Source organism: Pseudomonas sp. MWU13-2105, from assembly GCF_023242315.1.
Lineage (GTDB): Bacteria > Pseudomonadota > Gammaproteobacteria > Pseudomonadales > Pseudomonadaceae > Aquipseudomonas.
This window is the reverse complement of the sequence record NZ_JALLIY010000011.1, coordinates 113,207-135,151: the sequence shown is the minus strand read 5'-3', so window position 1 is coordinate 135,151 and position 21,945 is coordinate 113,207. Positions and strand designations below refer to the sequence as shown.

At 61.8% G+C, this 21,945-nt stretch carries 20 protein-coding genes; 8 read left to right on the top strand and 12 right to left on the bottom strand.

From position 1 onward, the window contains the following. Nucleotides 1–52 precede the first annotated feature (52 nt). Both M5B96_RS17540 and M5B96_RS17535 read left to right on the top strand, forming a co-directional pair. Complete coding sequence (locus tag M5B96_RS17540; RefSeq protein WP_248797992.1) at nt 53–859, top strand: CheR family methyltransferase; 807 nt, start codon at nt 53–55, stop codon at nt 857–859. 285 nt (nt 860–1,144) lie between these two features. After that, nucleotides 1,145–1,801, top strand: a complete 657-nt coding sequence (locus M5B96_RS17535) for a response regulator transcription factor (RefSeq protein ID WP_248797991.1) — start codon at nt 1,145–1,147, stop codon at nt 1,799–1,801. Here M5B96_RS17535 and M5B96_RS17530 read toward each other — a convergent pair. Continuing rightward, on the bottom strand, nt 1,786–2,214 hold the full coding sequence (locus M5B96_RS17530; RefSeq protein WP_248798111.1) for an acyl-CoA thioesterase: 429 nt from the start codon (nt 2,212–2,214) through the stop codon (nt 1,786–1,788). The genes M5B96_RS17535 and M5B96_RS17530 overlap by 16 nt on opposite strands. A 14-nt stretch (nt 2,215–2,228) precedes the next feature. After that, nucleotides 2,229–3,173: an alpha/beta hydrolase gene (locus M5B96_RS17525; RefSeq protein ID WP_248797990.1), complete on the bottom strand. Its 945-nt coding sequence runs from the start codon at nt 3,171–3,173 to the stop codon at nt 2,229–2,231. A gap of 110 nt (nt 3,174–3,283) precedes the next feature. On the opposite strand from M5B96_RS17525, the gene M5B96_RS17520 reads away from it, so the two are divergent. Beyond that, nucleotides 3,284–3,871 carry a DUF6436 domain-containing protein gene (locus tag M5B96_RS17520; RefSeq protein WP_248797989.1) on the top strand — a complete coding sequence of 196 codons (588 nt, stop codon included), beginning with the start codon at nt 3,284–3,286 and terminating at the stop codon, nt 3,869–3,871. A 231-nt stretch (nt 3,872–4,102) separates the two neighbouring features. Beyond that, nucleotides 4,103–6,469, top strand: a complete 2,367-nt coding sequence (locus M5B96_RS17515; RefSeq protein ID WP_248797988.1) for a penicillin acylase family protein — start codon at nt 4,103–4,105, stop codon at nt 6,467–6,469. 277 nt (nt 6,470–6,746) lie between these two features. Here M5B96_RS17515 and M5B96_RS17510 read toward each other — a convergent pair whose 3' ends face one another. Continuing rightward, complete coding sequence (locus M5B96_RS17510; protein WP_248797987.1) at nt 6,747–7,655, bottom strand: AraC family transcriptional regulator; 909 nt, start codon at nt 7,653–7,655, stop codon at nt 6,747–6,749. A gap of 114 nt (nt 7,656–7,769) precedes the next feature. On the opposite strand from M5B96_RS17510, the gene M5B96_RS17505 reads away from it, so the two are divergent. Continuing rightward, nucleotides 7,770–8,111: a carboxymuconolactone decarboxylase family protein gene (locus tag M5B96_RS17505; RefSeq protein WP_248797986.1), complete on the top strand. Its 342-nt coding sequence runs from the start codon at nt 7,770–7,772 to the stop codon at nt 8,109–8,111. A 31-nt stretch (nt 8,112–8,142) separates the two neighbouring features. Here the strand turns inward: M5B96_RS17505 and M5B96_RS17500 are convergent, their stop codons facing one another. Continuing rightward, entirely contained in the window at nt 8,143–9,108 is a 966-nt protein-coding gene (locus M5B96_RS17500) for a GlxA family transcriptional regulator (protein ID WP_248797985.1), read from the bottom strand. Nucleotides 9,109–9,415: 307 nt separating this feature from the next. On the opposite strand from M5B96_RS17500, the gene M5B96_RS17495 reads away from it, so the two are divergent. Next, complete coding sequence (locus tag M5B96_RS17495; protein ID WP_248797984.1) at nt 9,416–10,057, top strand: HD domain-containing protein; 642 nt, start codon at nt 9,416–9,418, stop codon at nt 10,055–10,057. Nucleotides 10,058–10,162: 105 nt separating this feature from the next. On the opposite strand, the gene M5B96_RS17490 is transcribed toward M5B96_RS17495, so the two are convergent. The 8 genes from M5B96_RS17490 to M5B96_RS17455 form a co-directional block, all read right to left on the bottom strand. Continuing rightward, nucleotides 10,163–11,053 carry an ABC transporter permease subunit gene (locus M5B96_RS17490; protein WP_248797983.1) on the bottom strand — a complete coding sequence of 297 codons (891 nt, stop codon included), beginning with the start codon at nt 11,051–11,053 and terminating at the stop codon, nt 10,163–10,165. Further along, nucleotides 11,050–11,961, bottom strand: a complete 912-nt coding sequence (locus M5B96_RS17485; protein ID WP_248797982.1) for an ABC transporter permease subunit — start codon at nt 11,959–11,961, stop codon at nt 11,050–11,052. Before M5B96_RS17485 ends, M5B96_RS17490 begins: the two co-directional genes overlap by 4 nt. Continuing rightward, entirely contained in the window at nt 11,958–13,100 is a 1,143-nt protein-coding gene (locus M5B96_RS17480; RefSeq protein ID WP_248797981.1) for an ABC transporter ATP-binding protein, read from the bottom strand. The genes M5B96_RS17485 and M5B96_RS17480 overlap by 4 nt, the downstream gene beginning before the upstream one ends. Before the next feature lie 72 nt (nt 13,101–13,172). Next, nucleotides 13,173–14,267: a polyamine ABC transporter substrate-binding protein gene (locus tag M5B96_RS17475; RefSeq protein WP_318654846.1), complete on the bottom strand. Its 1,095-nt coding sequence runs from the start codon at nt 14,265–14,267 to the stop codon at nt 13,173–13,175. 197 nt (nt 14,268–14,464) lie between these two features. After that, on the bottom strand, nt 14,465–15,574 hold the full coding sequence (locus M5B96_RS17470) for a polyamine ABC transporter substrate-binding protein (RefSeq protein WP_248797980.1): 1,110 nt from the start codon (nt 15,572–15,574) through the stop codon (nt 14,465–14,467). Between the two features lie 176 nt (nt 15,575–15,750). After that, nucleotides 15,751–17,115 carry an aspartate aminotransferase family protein gene (locus M5B96_RS17465; protein ID WP_248797979.1) on the bottom strand — a complete coding sequence of 455 codons (1,365 nt, stop codon included), beginning with the start codon at nt 17,113–17,115 and terminating at the stop codon, nt 15,751–15,753. Between the two features lie 55 nt (nt 17,116–17,170). Then, nucleotides 17,171–18,529 carry a glutamine synthetase family protein gene (locus M5B96_RS17460; RefSeq protein ID WP_248797978.1) on the bottom strand — a complete coding sequence of 453 codons (1,359 nt, stop codon included), beginning with the start codon at nt 18,527–18,529 and terminating at the stop codon, nt 17,171–17,173. Nucleotides 18,530–18,568: 39 nt separating this feature from the next. Next, nucleotides 18,569–19,345 carry a gamma-glutamyl-gamma-aminobutyrate hydrolase family protein gene (locus tag M5B96_RS17455; protein ID WP_248797977.1) on the bottom strand — a complete coding sequence of 259 codons (777 nt, stop codon included), beginning with the start codon at nt 19,343–19,345 and terminating at the stop codon, nt 18,569–18,571. 278 nt (nt 19,346–19,623) lie between these two features. Between M5B96_RS17455 and M5B96_RS17450 the strand changes: the two genes are divergently transcribed. Both M5B96_RS17450 and M5B96_RS17445 read left to right on the top strand, forming a co-directional pair. Then, on the top strand, nt 19,624–21,000 hold the full coding sequence (locus tag M5B96_RS17450; protein WP_100942583.1) for a glutamine synthetase family protein: 1,377 nt from the start codon (nt 19,624–19,626) through the stop codon (nt 20,998–21,000). Nucleotides 21,001–21,301: 301 nt separating this feature from the next. Beyond that, on the top strand, nt 21,302–21,940 hold the full coding sequence (locus tag M5B96_RS17445; RefSeq protein ID WP_152741674.1) for a TetR/AcrR family transcriptional regulator: 639 nt from the start codon (nt 21,302–21,304) through the stop codon (nt 21,938–21,940). Nucleotides 21,941–21,945 lie beyond the last annotated feature (5 nt).

Genomic DNA, 21,945 nt, shown 5'->3' with positions numbered 1-21,945 from the left:
GCGCACCTGGAGCCGTTGCCCGCCAAGCTGTTCGAAGCCCTGGGCCGCTGAGATGTCCAGCGAGCTCACACAGCCCCCGCTCAACGACAGCGAATTCCGCTGCTTGCAAAAGTTCATGGCCGACGCCTCGGGTATCGTCCTGGCGCCGAACAAAAGACCGCTGGTGGCCGGGCGCCTGATGACACGCCTGCGCCATTACCGGCTCGACAGCTACGCCGACTACCTGCACCTGCTCGACCAGCAGATGAACCTCAAGGAGCGGAGGCTGGTGGTGGATCTGTTGACCACCCAAGAAACCTATTTCTTCCGTGAGCATCCGCACTTCGACTATCTCGGCGAGTGGCTGGCCGGTCGGAAAGGTCCGCTGAAACTCTGGAGCGCGGCCTGCTCTTCCGGCGAAGAACCCTATAGCCTGGCCATGGTCGCCCAGGAGCATATGTGCAGCGGCGACTGGTCGGTCCTCGCCAGCGACCTGAGCCTGCGCATGCTGCAGAAGGCCCGCGACGCTAGCTACGACATGGCCCAGGCCAAGTACTTTCCCCAGGGCTGGCTACACCGCCACTGCCTCAGTGGCGAGATGAACGGGCGCTTCCGGGTCCAGGCCGCTCTGCGCGAACGGGTCAGCCTCCGGGAGATCAACCTCGTCCAGCCGCTGCCCGATGACCTGGGGTTGTTCGATGTGATCTTCCTGCGCAATGTCCTGATTTATTTCAACAACGACGAAAAACGGCGCACCGTGCAACGCTTGGTCAACCAATTGCGTCCCGGCGGGTTGCTGTTCATCGGTCATGCGGAAAGCATCCATGGCTTCGACCTGCCCGTGCGGCTGCTCAACCCCGCAGTCTACGAACGCCTATGAAGCCGCCGCTGTGCCTGCGCCCCGGCGTCGACTTCTTCGCTCGGCACAAAGGCCGTGTGACCATCCGGCTCGGCAGTTATCACCTGACGGTCCGGAGATTGTCATTGTTCAACACATGCCGGAAAGGCACTCGACGGCCCGCCAGTCAGCCGGCTCTAGCCATCGGTGGACGCGTTGTTTCGTTCAGTGTCCAGATACAAGGTTCCGGCCCTTGAACCCGACATAAACCACCGCAGCCCGCCAAGGCGGCTGCGCCCTTCCCTTTGCGTCATTGGGCTTGAGCTTATGCTTTGTCGAATACTGCTTGCCGACGATTACCCGCTGTTTCGCGCGGGCATAAAGGCACTGCTGGAAAAACAACAAGAATACGAAATCGTCGGCGAAGCGGGCGATGGCCAGGCGGCGATCGAGCTGGCCTCGCGGCTCAAGCCCGACATCGTGTTGTTGGACATGTCCATGGAGCGCATGAACAGCGTGGCGGCGCTCAAGGAGCTGTCGCTGCGCGCGCCGCGCAGCAAGGTGCTGATGCTGTCGATGCACACCGACAGCCACTTCGTGATGAAGTGCCTGCAACTGGGGGCCCACGGCTATCTGCTGAAAAACGCCACGGTGCTGGAGCTGGAGCTGGCGCTCAAGGCTTTGCGCCACGGCGGCCAGTACCTGTCCTCGGCCGTGGTGCCGCTGGTGGTCGACCAGGCCGTACGCCAGGCTCATAGCCAGCCGATCCGCGCCAACCAGGTCGCGTTGACGGCACGACAACTGGAAATCCTCAGGCTGATCGCCCGCGGTGAGAGCACCCGCTCCATCGCGGTCGGGCTCGGCCTGAGCGTCAAGACCGTGGAAGCACATCGCTCGCAGATCATGCACCGGCTGCGGATTCACGATATTGCCGGGCTGGTGCTGTTCGCGGTGCGCGAAGGGATCATTCAGCTCAACGACTGAAGCGCCTCGCGCAACGTGGCGGGGATGCTCACCGGCTGGTTCGTGGCGCGATCGACGAACACGTGGACAAAACGCCCGGCCGCGCAGGCGTCGGCCTCGCCGGCCTTGAACACCGCCAGTTCGTATTGCACCGAGCTGTTGCCCAGCTTGCCGACCCGCAGGCCGATCTCGATGCGTTCGGGAAAGGCGATCGAGGCGAAGTAGTCGCAGGCCGAACTGACCACGAAGCCGACGACTTCGCCGTCATGGATATCCAGGCCACCCTGTTCGATCAGGTAGGTGTTCACCGCCGTGTCGAAAAAGCTGTAGTAGGTGACGTTGTTGACGTGGCCGTAGACGTCGTTGTCGTGCCAGCGCGTGATGATCGGCTGGAAGTGGCGGTAGTCAGCGCGTTGCGGCAGGCGCTCGGTCATGGCGGGCTCTTGGGTCATGGCTGCAGGCACTCGCTGAGGAAACGGAAATAGTGCTCGCGATAGGCCGGGATTTCATTGGCCAGATGGTGCCGGGCACCAGGTAGCATCAGCACCTCGGGATGGTCGAACTTGGCGCGCAGCACGTCGAGGTTATGCGTCCAGTCGACGGTCATGTCAGCCTCGCCTTGTACGATCAGCGGTCGGCGCGGGCTTTTCGCCGCGGACTCGATTCCGGGGATCCAGCGGGCCAGGGCCCCGACCCAGGCGGTCGGCAGGCGTTGCGGTTGCAGCGGGTCGGCCTGCAGGAACGGCATGAACGCCGGGTCGTTGGTGTTCTCGCTGAAACGTCGGGCAATGCCTTTGACGAAAGGCTTGAGCAGGTAATAACTGAACTTCGACCAGCCCCAGGCCCGCGGCCGTATCAGCGGCGAGAGCAGGATCACCTGGCCCTGGGCCGGGCTGCCATTGCCGTGCTTGAGCAGGTGGTCGATGACGATCGCCCCGCCAGTGCTCTGGCCGAACAGGTGCCAGGGTTGCGGCAGATCGAGGGTGCGGGCCTCGCTGAACAGGTCTTGCAACGCCTGCTGATACCGGGCGAAGTCGTCGATGCTGGCCCGCTCGCCGCTGGACAGGCCATGGCCCGGCAGATCGCAGGCAATCACCGCGAAGCCCTGGTCCAGCGCCCAGTCGACGACATGGCGGAACAGGCCCATGTGATCGTAGAAACCGTGGAACAGGAACAGCGTCGCCACGGGTTTGGCCGGCAACCAGAGCTGGCTCACCAGTTCGTAAGCGCCGCTGCTGAAGCGCCCCAACCGGCTGATGACCGGCGAACTGCACTGGGGCAGGTCGAGACCATAGAAACGCTGATAGGCTCGGGCCTCTTCCGACAACGGCTGCGCCGCGGCCAAGGGTCGCAGGCTGGAACGCAGGGAATCGGCGGCAAAGGTGGCGGGCATAGGCTTTCCAGGTAAAGGCACGGCAACGCCAAAGGCGTTTTACAGACCTGCGATATTCATCTGTCAGGGCAGGCATGGCAAGCTACGCGACCTTCGAGGACCGAATCAGCATGCTCCAGATGCGTCACAAGACATTACTCGCCGGCCTGCTCGCCGTGGTTTGCACGACGGCGCTGTGGTTCGCCTATGACTGGTTCCAAGGTCGCTATATCCGCGCCTTCAGCGAGCAGACCGCGCTGTTCGCCGGCGACAGCCTCAGCCTGCCGGCGGAACTGGCCGGGCCGGGGCCGATCCGCCTGGTGCACTTCTGGGACCCGGCCTGCCCGTGCAACGTCGGTAACCAGCAGCACCTCGGGGAGTTGATCGAACGCTTCGCGCCGCTGGGCGTCGAGTTCTACTCGGTGCAGAAACCCGGGACCCACGGCCAGTTGCCGGCCACCTTGAGTGCGATCAAGGCGCTGCCCGGCGTGCCGGGGGCCGAGCACCTGACGGTCAGCCCAGCGGTGGCGATCTGGGACCGTGCCGGCAAGCTGGCCTACTTCGGCCCCTACAGCCAGGGTGCCACCTGCAATTCCGGCAACAGCTTTATCGAACCGATCCTGCAGGCGCTGAGCGAAGGGCGCGCGGTGAATGCCACCCATAACATGGCGGTGGGCTGCTATTGCCCATGGCTGTCGCCCCCACACGATCCCCTGTAGGAGCGGTGTACATGTGGGAGCGGTGCTTGCCCGCGAAGCTTTTAGCGGTCTCACGATCCTCTTCGCGGGCAAGCTCCGCTCCCACATTGGTCATGCATTCTGCGCCAAAAAAATGCAGCCCCTACGGCGAACCGGACTTTTTACAGTAATCGCCCCTTCGGCCGATGTATCCCCATACTCTCCTGTGCTAAACCTTCCCGGCCCAGTCCCGGTAGCCACAAGGATTCATGCATGAAACGCAGCCTGACCGTTCTCGCCGTCCTGATCGCCGCCATTGCCGGGGGTGGCCTGTGGTACGTCCAGAGCAAGCAGCCGATGCGTCAGGGCCAGGTCACGCTGCAGAACCTGCAAGGGCCGGTCACGGTGCGCTACGACGACCGTGGCGTGCCGCATATCCGCGCCGAAAACGACGCCGACCTGTACCGCGCCCTGGGTTACGTGCAGGCCCAGGACCGGCTGTTCCAGATGGAAATCATGCGCCGCCTGGCCCGTGGCGAGCTGGCCGAGGTGCTCGGGCCCAAGCTGGTGGACACCGACAAACTGTTCCGTGGCCTGCGCATCCGTGAACGGGCCGACCAGTACGTCGCCCAGCTCGACAAGCAGTCCCCCGGCTGGAAGGCCCTGCAAGCCTACCTGGACGGCATCAACCAGTATCAGGCGGGCCATGCCAAACCCGTGGAGTTCGACCTCCTGGGCATCGACAAGCGGCCGTTCAGCGCCGAAGACACCATCAGCATCGCCGGCTACCTGGCCTACAGCTTCGCCGCGGCCTTTCGCACCGAACCGCTGCTGACCTATGTGCGCGACCAACTCGGCGCCGACTACCTGAAGGTCTTCGACCTGCAATGGCGTCCCCAGGGCGCATTCGGCACTCCGGCGCCCCTGGCCGACGCCGACTGGAAGAGCCTTGGCGCGCTCGCCCAATTGAGCGACCAGGCCCTGGAGCACGCCGGCCTGCCGCAGTTCGAAGGCAGCAATGCCTGGGTGGTCTCCGGCAGCCGGACCAAAAGCGGCAAGCCGCTGCTGGCGGGCGATCCGCATATCCATTTCTCGACACCGTCGGTCTGGTACGAAGCGCATCTCTCGGCGCCGAACTTCGAGCTGTATGGCTATCATCAGGCGCTGGTGCCCTTCGCTTTCCTGGGCAATAACCAGGCGTTCGGCTGGAGCCTGACCATGTTCCAGAACGACGACCTCGATCTGGTCGCCGAGAAGGTCAACCCGGACAATCCCAACCAGGTCTGGTACCACGGCCAGTGGGTCGAGATGACCAGCAGCCAGCAGCAGATCGCCGTCAAGGGCCAGGCACCCGTCACCGTCACCCTGCGCCGCTCGCCCCACGGCCCGATCGTCAATGATGCCCTGGGCGCCAACGCTGGCACCAAACCGATCGCGATGTGGTGGGCCTTTCTCGAGACCCCGGACCCGATCCTCGACGCCTTCTACGAGCTCAACCGCGCCGATACCCTGGAAAAAGCCCGTACGGCCACGTCGAAGATCCAGGCCCCGGGCCTCAACGTGGTCTGGGCCAACGCCAAGGGCGATATCGGCTGGTGGGCGGCGGCGCTGCTGCCCAAGCGCCCGGCCGGGGTCAATCCGGGCTTTATCCTCGACGGCAGCACCGGCGAGGCCGACAAGGACGGCTTCTACCCGTTCAGCGCCAACCCCCAGGAAGAGAACCCGGCGCGCGGCTATATCGTCTCGGCCAATGCCCAGCCGGTGTCGCCCACCGGCATGGAGATTCCCGGTTACTACAACCTGCCCGATCGCGGCCAGCAGTTGAACCGGCAACTGAGCGACAACAGCGTGCGCTGGGGCCTGGAAAACAGCCAGAAACTGCAACTGGGCACCACCACCGACTACGGCCCACGCCTGCTCAAACCGCTGCTGCCGGTGCTGCGTGAAGTGGTGAAGGACCCGGCGGAGCTGAAACTGGTGGAGCAGTTGGCTCAGTGGAAGGGTGACTACCCGATGAGTTCCACCAGCGCCACGCTGTTCAGTCAGTTCCTCTATGACCTGACCTATGCGGCGATGCACGACAAGCTCGGCGATAACTATTTCAATGCACTGCTGAGCACCCGCGTGGTCGACGCCGCCCTGCCGCGGCTGGCAGCCGACGAGCATTCGCCGTGGTGGGGCAAGAGCCGCGCCGAGACGGTGAAAACCGCCTGGCAAGCGAGCATCGCCCACCTCAAGGGGCTCTATGGCGACGACCCGGGCGGCTGGGTATGGGGCAAGGCCCACACCCTGACCCATGAGCATCCGCTGGGTCGGCAGAAGCCGCTGGACCGATTGTTCAATGTCGGGCCGTTCGATGCACCGGGCAGTCATGAAGTACCGAACAATCTGTCGGCGAAGATCGGCCCGGCGCCATGGGCGGTGAGCAACGGACCGTCGACCCGCCGCCTTATCGACTTCGCCGACCCGGAGCACAGCCTGACCATCAACCCGGTGGGACAAAGCGGGGTGTTGTTCGACAAGTATTACGACGACCAGGCCGAGACCTATATCGAAGGCGGCTATGAGCAGGTGCGCCTGGATGAGGTGGAGGTGTCGGCCAATACCCGCAGTGTCCTGAAGCTGCTGCCGGGTAAGTGATGATTGTCGGTGGCAGGCTGGTTTGCCTGAGGACATTGGGTTTAGGAAATCCGGAGCCAGGCGCGGTTTTGTGGCGAGCGGGCTTTCCCGCGCTGGGGCGCGAAGCGGCCCTGAAACCGGCGAGTCCGGTGCATCAGGTAGACAGCGGCGCTCGGTTTGCGGCTGCTTCGCAGCCGGGATCGGCGATGCGGCGTCCCGACCAGCCCGTTCGCCATAAAATCGCGTCCGACTTCAAAAAGCCTCAAGGACAAGCATCCCTACCACACCAAGCTGCGGTTCAGCTTGCAGCCCGGCGAAGACGCCCTGGCGCCTGACCATAGATCTCCTTGAACTTCTTGCTGAATGCCGCCTGGGATTGGTAGCCGACCTGGACGGCGATATCGCTCAGGCCCAGGTGCGAATGACTCAGCAAGCTGTACGCCAGCTCCATCCGCACCTGCGTCAGCAGCACCCAGGGCGACGCCCCGGCCACCGCGGCGAATGCACGCATAAAGGTCGCCCGTGACATGTTCGCCAACGCGGCCAGTGCGTCGATGGTCCACTCATGGGCCGGCTCGTCGAGCATGGCCTGCCAGGCCCGCCTCAGGCGCTTGTCGGCCAGCAACGCGAGCGTCCCGCCAGCGGGCTGGTGCTGCTGTAGATACGCCCGCAGGATCAGCGTGAACAACGCCGACGACAACGCATCCACCAGAAACCGCGCCCCGGCCTGAGCGCCATCGGCCTCTACCCGCAGCAAGCTCACCAGCGCCGCCAACTGGCCGTTGGCCTGCAACTCCCGGCCGGAAATCAACAAATACTCCGGCAACGCGGCGAACAACATCGACTCGCGCTGGTAGTGGAAGCGGCCACAGAGAAGGTCCAGGTCGGCCTGGTCGGTGCCGACACGATGCACCGGCAACAGACCGTCACGACTGATCCGCATCGCCGTCGGCGGCACCCGTTGCCCCTGGCTGCGCAACAGGTGACTGCCGCCGCCGGGCAGCACCAGGATATCGCCGGCATGCAGGCGCAACGAGCGGCCATCCGGCAATTCGGCCAGGCAGTCGCCGGACAGCACCAGGTGATAAGGCGCCACCCCGACGCCCTCCTGCGCGTGATCCATGGCCCAGTCGCCCTGCAACTGGCAACGCAGGTCGAGGCAGCCGCGGACCCCAGCAAGGCCGATGAGTTTATCGATCGAATTCATTTGCGCCTTTTGGACAAAACCTTGAGTGAATCGAACAAAAGTGACGACATCTGACAAGGGAAACTGAGCGCGTTGCCAAGCCACTCTAACCTTACCCTTTCAGGAGTTACCACTATGTTTCTCAATTGGTCCGAACTGCTGCCCACCCTCAAGAATGCCTTTGGCGCCTTGGGCAAATCCAATCCGAAGATGGTCCAGGCGTATATGAAGCTGGGTGAAGCCGCAGCGGAAAACAATGTGCTGGATGCCAAGACCCGCGAGCTGATTTCCATCGCCGTGGCGATTACCACCCGTTGCGACGGTTGCATCGGTGCGCATACCGACGCGGCGATCAAGGCCGGGGCGACCCGCGAAGAAGTTGCCGCCGCCCTGGCCACGGCGATTTCTCTGAATGCCGGTGCGGCCTATATCTACTCGCTGCATGCGCTGGAGGCTTACGACAGCCTGAAGTCCTGAGGCTTTCGATGCTTGAAGCCGAGCACCTGACTCACAGCAACCCGGCAAAATGCCGCCGGAACTGCTGCGGCGTCACCCCCAGCCGTCGCTGAAACACACTGCGCATATGATGTGCATCACGAAAACCACACTCGTAAGCCACGCTCTTCAACGGCGCACCGCCGCTTTCCAGCATCACCCGCGCCGCGTCCACCCTGGCCCGCTCGACAAACTCCGCCGGCGTCACCTGGGTCTCGCGGGCAAACACCCGGGAAAAATTCCGCGCACTCATGTTCGCCGCCCGCGCCAACTCGGCAATGCTCAAGTCCCCGGTCAGGTGCGCCAGCACATACTGCTGCACCAGGGCCACCGGTGACGACGCCTCGGCATGGGGTGCCAGGTACGGACTGAACTGCGACTGCCCACCGGAACGCTGGGTGAATACCACCAGCCGCTTGGCCACTTTCAACGCCACCTGCGCACCGTGATCCCGCGACAGCAGGTACAACGACAGGTCGATCCCCGCCGTCACCCCCGCCGAGGTGAACAGCCGGTCGTCCTGCACATACAAACGATCGGCCTCGACCCGCGCGGCCGGGCACAACGCCGCCAACGCCGACGCATCGCTCCAGTGGGTGGTCAGCGTGCGCCCGTCGAGCAATCCGGCCCGGGCCAGCATGAAGGCGCCGTTGCAGATCGAACCGAAGCACCCGGAACGGGCGCAGGCCCCACGCAGCCAGGCATGGAAGGCATCGCCGAAATCCAGCCCGGGCAAACTTGGCCCGCCAGCACACAGCAACAGGTCATAACGTTCCGTGGCCTCGCTGAAATGCCGATGCGCCTGGATCGCCAGGCCGTTGGAGCAGGCCAGCCAGCCGCGCTCGACGCCGATCACTTCCAGTCGGTACCGGGCCTCAGGAGGCAGGAAGTCGTTGGCTTCGGCAAAGACGTCCATGGGTCCGCAGATATCCAGGGCCTGGACGCCGGGGAACACCACAACGGCAAGGGTTCGGGTCATAGGGCGGGCCTCGCTGCCAATCGACCAAGGTTGAACGCGATCCCCTGGGAGCCGGCAAGCCCTGCTCCTGCAGGGGACACAGTGATTTCGAGATTTCGCTTCCAACACCAGACCCTATCAGGGTCGACCTTACGGTAACGCAAGCCTCCAGTCGATGCGACAGCCGCTTCCATCACGCGCACACGCTGGCACGGAACCCGCCCCGAATGGCTGGATTCGTCACCTTGTGTCGATTGTTGCCATCCCGCCCCGGCGCCAGACTGAACCCATCGGCGCCAACCGCGCGCTCCCCCAAGGAAATCTCGACATGAGCAACAGTATTGCTGGCATCAAGATCCCCGACAGCGCCCTGGCCAAGGCCACCACCGAATACATCCGCGACGTCGAAAGCGACCTGCTCTACCACCACTCAAGGCGGGTCTTCCTGTTCGGCGCCCTGAGTGGCGAACGCAAGCAACTGGCCTACGATCCGGAGCTGTTGTACGTCGGCGCGATGTTCCACGACCTCGGCCTGGTGGAAGGTCACCGCAGCGATGACGAGCGTTTCGAAGTCGACGGTGCCAATGCCGCCAAGGTGTTCATGCAGCCTTATGGACTGTCGGATGACGATATCGAGCAGGTCTGGCTGTCGATCGCCCTGCACACCACGCCGGGGGTGCCGCAGCATCTGCGGCCGACGGTGGCATTGGTCACGGCCGGGGTCGAGATGGATGTGCTGGGGATGGATTACGCGGCCTTTCCAAGCGCCCAGCGCGAAGCGGTGGTGCATGCGCATCCACGCGGGGAAGGGTTCAAGGAGTGCATCATCTGCGCATTTGCCGAGGGCCTGCGCCATCGTCCGTTGACCACCTTCGGCAACGTCAAGACCGATGTGCTGAAGGACCAGGATGCGACCTTCAAGCCGATGAATTTCGTCGAGGTGATCCGGCGTTCGCCTTGGGCTGAATAAGCCCCGGGAACATCATGGCTGGCGCACGGAGTTGTCGGCGGTATTGAGCGCCTCTTCGCGGCGGTGCTTGTCGGGAAACCGCACCGCCGCGAAGCCCTTGCGGACCTACGCAGTCTCCGCCACCCGTGCCCGACGCACATCCGGCTGTTTCCAGGAATCCGCCGCGCCTTCCTCGATGGCCAGCTGGATGGCTTTCTTGCGGCGCTCTTCGGCCTGACGGCTGAAGTACCAGACCAGGAAGGTCACCAACGACACCGCCAACAGAATCAGGCTGGCCACCGCGTTGATCTCCGGCTTCACGCCCAGGCGCACCGCCGAGAACACTTCCATCGGCAAGGTGGTCGAACCCGGCCCGGAAACGAAGCTGGCCAGAACCAGGTCGTCCAGGGACAACGCGAAGGACATCATGCCCCCCGCCGCCAGCGACGGCGCGATCATCGGGATGGTGATCAGGAAGAACACCTTCCACGGCTTGGCGCCCAGGTCCATGGCCGCCTCTTCGATGGACAGGTCCAGTTCACGCAGGCGCGCCGATACCACCACCGCCACATAGGCCGCGCAGAAGGTCGTGTGGGCGATCCAGATGGTGACGATGCCACGTTCCTGGGGCCAGCCGATCAACTGTGCCATGGCCACGAACAGTAGCAACAGCGACAGGCCGGTGATCACTTCCGGCATCACCAACGGCGCCGTCACCAGGCCGCCGAACAGCGTGCGGCCCTTGAAGCGGGTGACCCGGGTCAGGACGAACGCCGCCAGGGTCCCCAGCGCCACCGCGGCCACCGCAGTGTAGCAGGCGATTTCCAGCGAACGGGCCACCGAGCCCATCAGTTGGGTGTTGTCCAACAAACCCACGTACCACTTCACCGACCAGCCGCCCCACACCGTCACCAGCTTCGAGGCGTTGAACGAGTAGATCACCAGGATCAGCATCGGCAGGTAGATGAACAGCAGACCCAGCACCAGCATCAGGTTGGAAAAACTGAAGCGCTTCATTCCTTGCCCTCCATTTCTTTGGCCTGACTACGGTTGAACAGAATGATCGGCACAATCAGGATCGCCAGCATCACCACGGCCAGCGCGGACGCCACCGGCCAGTCACGGTTGTTGAAGAATTCTTGCCACAGCACTTTACCGATCATCAGGGTTTCCGGACCGCCGAGCAGCTCGGGGATCACGAACTCACCCACCACCGGGATGAACACCAGCATGCAGCCGGCGATGATGCCGTTCTTCGACAGCGGCACGGTGATCTTCCAGAAGCTGTTGAAGGTACTCGAACCCAGGTCCGAGGCCGCTTCCAGCAGGCTCTGGTCGTGCTTCACCAGGTTGGCGTAGAGCGGCAGGATCATGAACGGCAGATATGAATACACCACCCCGATATAGACCGCGAGGTTGGTATTGAGGATCTGCAGCGGCTCATTGATCAACCCGATCCACATCAGGAACGCGTTCAACAACCCGTTGTTGCTGAGAATGCCCATCCAGGCGTAGACGCGGATCAGGATCGCGGTCCAGGTCGGCATCATGATCAGCAGCACCAGCACGGTCTGCAATTCCTTGCGCGCGCTGGCAATGGCGTAGGCCATCGGATAACCGATCAGCAGGCACAGCAGGGTGCTGAAGAAGGCCATCTTCAACGAGCCGAGGTAGGCCGCCAGGTACAGGTCGTCGTCCCCCAGCATGGTGTAGTTGCCGAGGTTGAGGATGATCTGCAGTTTCTGTTCGACGAAGCTGTAGATCTGGGTATACGGCGGAATCGCCACGTCCGCTTCGGCGAAGCTGATCTTCAGGACGATGAAGAACGGCAGCATGAAGAACAGGAACAACCAGAGGAAGGGAATCCCGATGACCGCATGACGGCCACTGGGGGTTATTCGTTTCACCAGTGACTTGAGTTTCATGAGCGAAGTACCACGCCGCTGTCGTCTTCCCACCAGACGTAGACTTCATCGCCCCAGGTCGGACGCTGGCCCTGGCGTTCGGCGTTGGCGACGAACGATTGCACCAGCTTGCCGCAAGGCAACTCGACGTAGAACACCGAGTGGCCGCCCAGGTAGGCGATGTCGTGGACCTTGCCGCGCGACCAGTTGTATTCGCAGGTCGGCGGCACCGGGGTCACCAGCAGTTTTTCCGGGCGAATCGCGTAGGTGACACGCTTGTCCTGGACCGAGGTGGTGACACCGTGGCCGACGTAGATGTCGCGCTCCAGCTCCGGGCTGGCGATCCGCGCGTAACCTTCGGCATCGTCCACTACTTCACCCTCGAAGATGTTGACGTTGCCGATGAACTCGCAGACCAGGCGGCTGGTCGGGGTTTCGTAGATGTCGATCGGGCTGCCGATCTGGGCGATCCAGCCCAGGTGCATGATGGCGATCCGCTCGGCCATGGTCATGGCCTCTTCCTGATCGTGGGTCACCATGACGCAGGTCACGCCGACGCGCTCGATGATCTCGACAAGCTCAAGCTGCATTTGCGAGCGCAGCTTCTTGTCCAAAGCACCCATGGGCTCGTCGAGCAACAACAGCTTCGGCCGCTTGGCCAGGGAACGGGCCAGGGCCACGCGCTGGCGCTGGCCGCCGGAAAGCTGGTGCGGCTTGCGCTTGGCGTACTGGCTCATCTGCACCAGCTTGAGCATTTCGGCCACGCGGGCGTCAATCTCGGCCTTGGGGATCTTGTCCTGTTGCAGGCCGAAGGCGATGTTCTGCGCCACGGTCATATGCGGGAACAAGGCATAGGACTGGAACATCATGTTGATCGGCCGCTCATAGGGCGGCAGGTCGGTGATGTCGACACCGTCGAGGTAAATCCGACCTTCGGTCGGGCGCTCGAAACCGGCCAGCATGCGCAGCAAGGTGGACTTACCCGAACCCGATCCGCCGAGCAAGGCGAAGATCTCGCCCTTCTTGATTTCCAGGGACACATCGTCCACGGCAATCGTCTCATCGAACTTCTTCGTGACCCTGTCGATCTTGACCAGCACCTGTTTAGGTATCTGGTCGCCCTCGAGGGCTTTCTTATAGGCGCCGGAGGCAACTGCCATTTGTAAAACTCCCAACAAGATTTAGCCGCCGGACCTGGGTGACCCGGCTTTGGATGGTTCGACCCACGGGCATTACTTGCCCGACTTGACCTTGGTCCAGCTGCGGGTCATCAAACGTTGGATTTTCGGGGGTAGCTCAGCATTGACGTAAAGCTTGTCCACTACGGCTTGCGGTGGGTAAACCGCTTCGTCGGTACGCACGGACTGATCCATCAGAGCGCCAGCCTTTGGGTTCGGGTTGGCATAACCGACATAATCGCTGACCTGGGCAATCGCTTCAGGTTGCAGCAGATAATTGATAAAGGCGTGAGCCTCCTTGACGTTGCCGGCGTCCTTGGGAATCGCCAGCATGTCGAACCAGAGGTTGCCGCCTTCCTTGGGAATCACATAGGCGATGTTCACGCCTTTCTTGGCTTCTTCGGCGCGCTTCCTGGCCTGGAAGATATCGCCGGAGAATCCGGCCGCCACGCAGATCTCGCCGTTGGCCAGGTCGGAGATGTATTTGGCGGAGTGGAAGTAGGTGATGTAGGGCCGGACCTTCATCAGCTTCTCTTCGGCCAGTTTGTAGTCTTTTTCGTTGGTGCTGTTGGGGCTCAGGCCCATATAGTTGAGCACCGCCGGCAGCATTTCATCGGCGGAATCGAGGAACGCCACGCCACAGCTGGAGAGTTTCTTGAGGTTCTCCGGCTCGAACAGCACCGCCCAGGAGTCGATCTTGTCCACGCCCAACGCCGCCTTGACCTTCTCGACGTTATAGCCGATGCCATTGGTGCCCCACAGATAAGGCACGGCGTACTGGTTGCCCGGGTCGTTCTTTTCCAGGCGTTTCATCAACGCCGGGTCGAGGTTCACATAGTTGGGCAACTGCGCCTTGTCGAGCTTCTGGAACGCACCCGCCTTGATCTGCTTGCCGAGGAAATGGTTGGACGGCACTACCACGTCATAGCCGGTGTGCCCGGCCAGCAACTTGCCTTCCAGGGTTTCATTGGAATCGAAGACATCATAGACCGGCACAATGCCGGTGGCCTTCTGGAAATCCGCCAGGGTGGTCTGCCCGATATAATCCGACCAGTTATAAACATGCACGGTCGGCGCCGCTTGCACACTGACCGCCAGGGTCAGCGCCGCGCCCGCCAGCATGGCTTTGCGAAAGAAACAAATAGACAAGTGGAGGTCCTCTAAAACAGTTGGGCCTGAGTTGCCCGTGCCACGAGGCTGATAAATAGCCCGGCAACAAAACCGGCGCGCAACTTACCCTCGATAAACCGATCCAGCAAAGTTTTCCGCTGATGCAATTCACGACACATTCAATCCGCGGGAGCTGCCAAAGGCCGCGCAGCTCCCGGGAGTTGTCTCAAATCGACTTATTTACCCGATTTGATCTTGGTCCAGCTGCGAGTCATCTCGCGCTGGGTCGCCGCCGGCAAGTCGGCGATGGCATACAGCTTGGCCTGCACATCCGCTGGCGGGTAGATGCCCGGGTCGCTGGTGATGCTCTTGTCGACCAGCGCGGTCGCCTTCTCGTTACCGTTAGGGAAACGCACGCTGTCGGTGATCGCCGCCATGACTTCCGGCTTGAGCAGGTAGTTCATGAACTTGTAGGCCGCTTCGGTGTTTTCCGCATCTTTAGGGATAGACACCATGTCGTAGAAGCTGCCAGCCCCTTCTTTCGGAATGCTGTAGGCGACTTTGACCTTGTCACCGGCTTCGGCGGCGCGGGCCTTGGCCTGCTGGACATCACCCGAATAACCGATGGCGACGCAGATGTTGCCGTTGGCCAGGTCAGAGATGTACTTGGACGAGTGGAAGTAGGAAATCGACGGACGCAGTTTGAGGAACAGGTCTTCGGCTTTCTTCAGATCGTCCTTTTTCTGGGTGTCGGTCGGTAGGCCCAGGTAATGCAGGGCCACCGGCAGCATTTCGGTCGGCGAATCGAGGAAGCTCACACCGCAGCTCTTGAGCTTGGCCAGGTTCTCCGGCTTGAGGACCGAATCCCAGGAGTCGATCTTGTCCACGCCCAGCGCGGCCTTGACCTTCTCCGGGTTGTAGCCGATGCCGATCGAACCCCACATGTACGGGAAGGCGTGTTTGTTGCCCGGGTCGCTGACCGAGACGGCCTTGAGCAGCGACTGGTTCAGGTTGCCGTAGTTGGACAGTTTCGACTTGTCCAACTCCTGGTAGACACCGGCCTTGATCTGCTTGGCCAGGAAGTTGTTGGATGGCACAACGATATCGTAACCGGACTTACCGGCCAGCAACTTGGCTTCCAGGGTTTCGTTACTGTCAAAGACGTCGTAAACCACCTTGATGCCAGACTCTTTTTCAAAGTTGGCCACGGTGTCCGGCGCGATGTAGTCGGACCAGTTGTAAACGTGCAGCACCTTGTCGTCCGCGTGAGCGGCACCGGCCATGACACCCGCCAACGACAGGGCGAGGAGAGTCTTGCCGGCTACGTTCTTACCTAATGCCTTCATGCGTCATGCTCCAATTTATTCTTTTTAACCCGCTGTTCGGCGGCCGATTCCCGGGCAACTCGAAACAGTGAGGCTAGTCTGGCAAGATCCAAGGTAGCCTTTCAAGAAAAGACCACCCTTTCTGATTGCTCTGAGCGAAAGCACCTACACCGTACTTCCGGCTCAGAGCCTAGCACTTAGCCCTGCAACGCACTCAGGGTCAGATCCAGGCACTTGCGTGCCTTGGCCACCAACTCGTCGATCTCGGTTTTGCTGATCACCAGTGGCGGCGCAATGATCATGGTGTCGCCGACGGCACGCATGATCAGTCCATTATCGAAGCAGAACTGCCGGCAGATCATGCCGACGCCTTTACCTTCATACCGCGCACGGGTGGCCTTGTCCTTGACCAGTTCGATGGCGCCCAACAGGCCCACACCGCGAACTTCACCCACCAACGGGTGATCGTTCAGTTCCCGCAGACGTTTCTGCAAATAGGGTGCCGTTTCGCTGTGCACGCGCTCGATAATTTTTTCTTCGCGCAGGATGCGGATGTTTTCCAGGGCCACGGCGGCAGCCACCGGATGCCCGGAATAGGTGAAGCCGTGGTTGAAATCACCGCCTTCGTTGAGCACCGCGACCACTTCGTCACGCACGATCAGGCCGCCCATGGGGATGTAGCCGGAGGTCAGGCCCTTGGCGATGGTCATCATGTCCGGCTTGAGGCCGTAGAAATCGCTGCCGAACCACTCACCGGTGCGGCCGAAACCACAGATCACTTCGTCGGCGACGAAGAGGATGTCGTACTTGGCGAGGATTTCCTTGATACGCGGCCAGTAGCTGTCCGGCGGCACGATCACCCCGCCCGCGCCCTGGATCGGCTCGGCGATAAAGGCACCGACGTTGTCGACACCCAGTTCGAGGATCTTTTCTTCCAACTGGTTGGCCGCCCAGACCCCGAATTCTTCCGGGCTCATGTCGCCGCCTTCGGCGAACCAGTACGGCTGCGGAATGTGGACGATGCCCGGGATCGGCAAGTCGCCCTGTTCGTGCATATAGGTCATGCCACCCAGGCTCGCGCCGGCCACGGTGGAACCGTGATAGCCGTTCTTGCGACTGATGATGACCTTCTTGTTCGGCTGGCCCTTGATCGCCCAATAGTGGCGGACCATACGCAGCATGGTGTCGTTGCCTTCGGAGCCGGAACCGGTGAAGAACACGTGGTTCATGCCCGCGGGTGCGATCTCGGAGATGACCTTGGCCAGCTCCAGCACCGGTGGGTGGGCGGTCTGGAAGAACAGGTTGTAATAAGGCAGCTCGCGCATCTGCTTGCTGGCGGCATCGGCCAGCTCATCGCGCCCGTAACCGATGGCCACGCACCAGAGACCGGCCATGCCGTCGAGGATCTGGTGGCCTTCGCTGTCCCAGAGGTAAACACCCTTGGCGTGGGTGATAATGCGCGGGCCTTTCACTTTCAATTGCTTGAAGTCGCTGAAGGGCGCCAGGTGGTGATCGCGACTGAGGTCTTGCCATTCACGGGTTTGCGGGTTGTTGCTGGTCATACGCTTCTCCTAGATTCCAGTAGCGGCGCGGTCGTCATGACCCGCGCCCGGCACATCAGACGGCGAAAAGCAGGAATTCCCGCTCCCACGAACTGATGACGCGCTTGAAGTTTTCATGCTCGGCCCGCTTGACCGCGACGTAGCCTGTGATGAATTTCTTGCCCAGGTATTTCTCGATGGTCTTGCTGTTTTCCATCCGTTCCAGGGCGTCCTCGATGGTCAGCGGCAGGCGCAGGTTGCGCCGCTCGTAACCACGACCGACCACCGGCGCACTCGGATTGAGCCCCTCGACCATACCGATGTAGCCACACAGCAGGCTTGCAGCAATCGCCAGGTAGGGGTTGGCGTCGGCGCCCGGCAGGCGGTTTTCCACCCGGCGGTTCTGCGGGCCGGCATCCGGGACCCGCAGGCCGACGGTGCGGTTTTCTTCACCCCATTCGACGTTCACCGGCGCCGAGGTGTCCGGCAGGAAGCGGCGGAACGAGTTGACGTTCGGCGCGAACAACGGCAACAACTCGGGGATCAGCTTCTGCAGGCCGCCGATGTGGTGCAGGAACAGTTGGCTCATGCTCCCGTCTTCATTGGAGAAGACGTTCTTGCCGGTCTCGATGTCAATGATGCTCTGGTGCAGGTGCATGGCGCTGCCCGGCTCGCCGGTCATGGGTTTGGCCATGAAGGTGGCCGCCACGTCATGCTTGAGCGCCGCTTCGCGCATGGTGCGTTTGAACACCAGGATCTGGTCGGCCAGGGACAGCGCGTCGCCATGCCGGAAGTTGATTTCCATCTGCGCCGTGCCGTCCTCGTGGATCAGCGTGTCGAGGTCCAGCTCCTGCAGTTCGCACCAGTCGTAGACGTCTTCGAACAGCGGGTCGAATTCGTTGGCCGCTTCAATGGAGAAGGACTGCCGACCGGTTTCCGGGCGCCCGGAACGGCCGATCGGCGGCTGCAACGGGTAGTCCGGGTCGTCACTGCGCTTGGTCAGGTAGAACTCCATTTCCGGCGCCACGATCGGCTGCCAGCCCTTGTCGGCATAGAGTGCCAGGACCTTCTTGAGCACGTTGCGCGGCGATAGCTCGATGGGGTTGCCCTGCTTGTCGTAGGTGTCGTGGATCACCTGGGCGGTCGGCTCGATGGCCCAGGGCACCAGGTACACCGCGTTGCAGTCGGGACGGCAGATCATGTCGATGTCGGCCGGGTCGAGCAGTTCGTAATAGATGTCGTCTTCGACGTAGTCGCCGGTCACGGTCTGCAACAGCACACTCTCCGGCAGACGCATGCCTTTCTCGGCAATGAACTTGTTGGTCGGCGAGATCTTGCCCCGGGTGATGCCGGTGAGGTCGGCAATCATGCATTCGACTTCTGTGATCTTGTGGTCTTTCAACCAATCGGTGAGCTGGTCGAGGTTGTTACTCATAAGAGCCTCTGGGTTGGGTTTCCTGACGTCTATTATCGGTCAGGCGTTCCTGGACGCATCGGCGTCGCGTTGTAAAGCCCGCTTTCGACAGGCATCGCCAAAAGCCTGGAAGATCGCCAGGTACACCGGGTTGCTCGTGACCTGCCATTCCGGATGCCATTGCACCCCTAAAGCAAAAGTCTTGCCCTCGATGACCGAGACCGCCTCGATCAGGCCGTCCGGGGCGCGGGCTTCGACGCGCAACCCCGGCGCCAGGCGGTCGACGCCCTGGCTGTGAATCGAGTTGACCTGGAACTCCGCCGGCAGCCCGAGGCCCGCCAGCATGCCACCGGGCTGAACCTGCATGGCATGCGCGGGACCGTACTGCACGTCCAGTGGTTGGGACTCGTCCTCACGATGATCCATGAAGGTTCCAACCTCATGAACCTTTTGATGCAGGCTGCCGCCGAAGGCTACGTTCATTTCCTGAAAGCCTCGGCAAATACCGAGCACGGGAATGCCCGCGGCCACGGCGGCGCGGATCAACGGCAGGGTGGTACGGTCGCGTGCAGAATCATGAGCAGTGCCAGGCGCGCTGGCCGGACCGCCGTACAAATGCGGTTCGACGTTGGACGGAGAGCCGGTAAACAGGATGCCATCCAGGCCGTCGAGAATATCGGACGGCTCAAACAGCTCTGCCAGGGCCGGAAGAATCAGCGGCAGCCCTTTGGCGGCAACAGCGACAGCACGGACATACTTGTCGCCACTGATGTGATAAGCATGCAAACCGATCTGTTTGGAGCATGCGGTAACGCCGATCAACGGCAGGCGAGACATGTAGCACCCCGGTATTATTGCTGTTATGGGTTTCAATCGAGCTTAGCCTTGTTCATTTTTTTACACAACACCCCCGTAAAAAATACAACACGGCCCGCTCAAGCCCGCGGTACCGGAGAGCGTCCGACCCGGAAATTTGCCCCAAAAGGCCGCAAAAAAGCCCCTTGAGCGCTTTTTCAGGGCAAAAAAGGCCTCGCTTGACTTCGGCATGCCGTTCGGGTTGACTGAAACCAGAAAAGATCAATGATTGATATTTTTAACAACAAAGGTGTTGCATCATGTCGGTACCCCCGCGTGCCGTTCAGCTTAACGAAGCGAACGCGTTCCTTAAGGATCATCCTGAGGTTCTGTACGTAGACCTTCTAATTGCGGATATGAATGGTGTGGTGCGCGGCAAGCGCATCGAACGCACCAGCCTCCACAAGGTTTACGAGAAAGGCATCAACCTGCCTGCCTCTCTATTTGCCCTGGATATCAACGGCTCGACGGTGGAAAGCACCGGCCTGGGCCTGGATATCGGCGATGCTGACCGAATCTGTTATCCGATCCCCGACACCCTGTGCAATGAACCTTGGCAAAAGCGCCCGACCGCGCAACTGCTGATGACCATGCACGAACTCGAAGGTGAACCTTTCTTCGCCGATCCTCGCGAAGTCCTGCGGCAAGTGGTGAGCAAGTTCGACGAACTCGGCCTGACCATCTGCGCCGCGTTCGAGCTGGAGTTCTACCTGATCGACCAGGAGAACGTGAACGGCCGCCCACAACCGCCGCGCTCGCCGATATCCGGCAAACGCCCGCACTCGACACAGGTCTACCTGATCGACGACCTCGACGAATATGTCGACTGCCTCCAGGACATCCTGGAAGGTGCGAAGGAGCAAGGCATCCCGGCCGACGCCATCGTCAAGGAAAGTGCCCCGGCGCAGTTCGAAGTGAACCTGCACCACGTTGCCGACCCGATCAAGGCCTGCGACTACGCGGTACTGCTCAAGCGCCTGATCAAGAACATCGCCTACGACCATGAGATGGACACCACGTTCATGGCCAAGCCTTACCCGGGCCAGGCGGGCAATGGACTGCACGTCCATATCTCGATTCTCGACAAGGAAGGCAAGAACATCTTCGCCAGTGAGGATCCCGAGCAGAACGCCGCGCTGCGTCACGCGATCGGCGGTGTGCTCGAGACCCTACCGGCACAGATGGCCTTCCTCTGCCCTAACGTCAACTCCTACCGGCGTTTCGGCGCACAGTTCTATGTGCCGAACTCGCCGTGCTGGGGCCTGGACAACCGTACGGTGGCGATTCGCGTACCGACCGGTTCGTCCGACGCCGTGCGTATCGAACACCGGGTCGCCGGTGCCGATGCCAACCCCTATCTGTTGATGGCTTCCGTTCTGGCCGGCATTCACCACGGCCTGACCAACAAGGTCGAGCCAGGCGCTCCGGTGGAAGGCAACAGCTACGAGCAGAACGAGCAGAGCCTGCCGAACAACCTGCGCGATGCCCTGCGCGAGTTGGACGACAGCGAGATCATGGCCAAGTACATCGATCCGAAATACATCGATATCTTCGTCGCCTGTAAAGAGAGCGAACTGGAGGAGTTCGAACACTCCATCTCCGACCTCGAATACAACTGGTACCTGCATACCGTGTAAGCGGTTGCGGCAATAAAGAAGAACGCCGCCGGCCTAGCGCCTGCGGCGTTTTTTTATGCCTCTGTGGCAGCAAGCCTGATCTTGGTGACACCACACCTGTGGCGAGCGGGCTTGCCCGCGCTGGGCTGCGAAGCGGCCCCAAAGTCAGTGACCTCATAGTGTCAGGTAGAACACAGTCACAGGCTTTACGACTGCTTCGCAGCCGAACGCGGCGGCGCGGCGTCCCGGCAAGCCCGCTCGCCACAAGACACCACACCAGCGTCCTCGCGTACAATGCCCGCTGCCCTTGCCGGAGAACCCCATGACCCGCCCCGCCACCGCTCGCAAACCCCGCGCACGCAGCCAGGCCCGGATCGACTCGATCCTCGACGCCGCGCGCACCTTGCTTGCCGCCGAAGGCGTGGCCAGTCTGTCGATCTACAGCGTGGCGGAACGGGCCGAGATCCCGCCGTCCTCGGTCTATCACTTCTTCGCCAGCGTCCCGGCCCTGCTCGAAGCCCTGACCAACGATGTCCACGCGGCCTTTCGCGCCACCCTGCAGGCGCCCATCGACCACCAGGCCCTCACCAGCTGGCGCGACCTGTCACGCCTGGTGGAGCAGCGGATGCTGAACATCTACGAGGAGGATGCGGCAGCGCGGCAGCTGATCCTCGCGCAACATGGCCTGACCGAAGTCACCCAGGCCGACCGCCAGCACGACATCGAGCTCGGCGACCTGATGCACAAGCTGTTTATCCGACATTTCGAATTGCCGACGCTACCTAAGGAAGTCGATGTGTTCGCCTTGGCGATGGAGTTGGGGGATCGGGTCTATGCGCGGTCGGTGCAGTTGCACGACCAGATCACGCCGCGCATGGCCGAAGAAGGGATGCGGGTGTTCGATGCGTACCTGGGGCTGTATTTGCCGCCGTATCTGCCGAGGCGCGAACACCCGCTCTGAGCCAC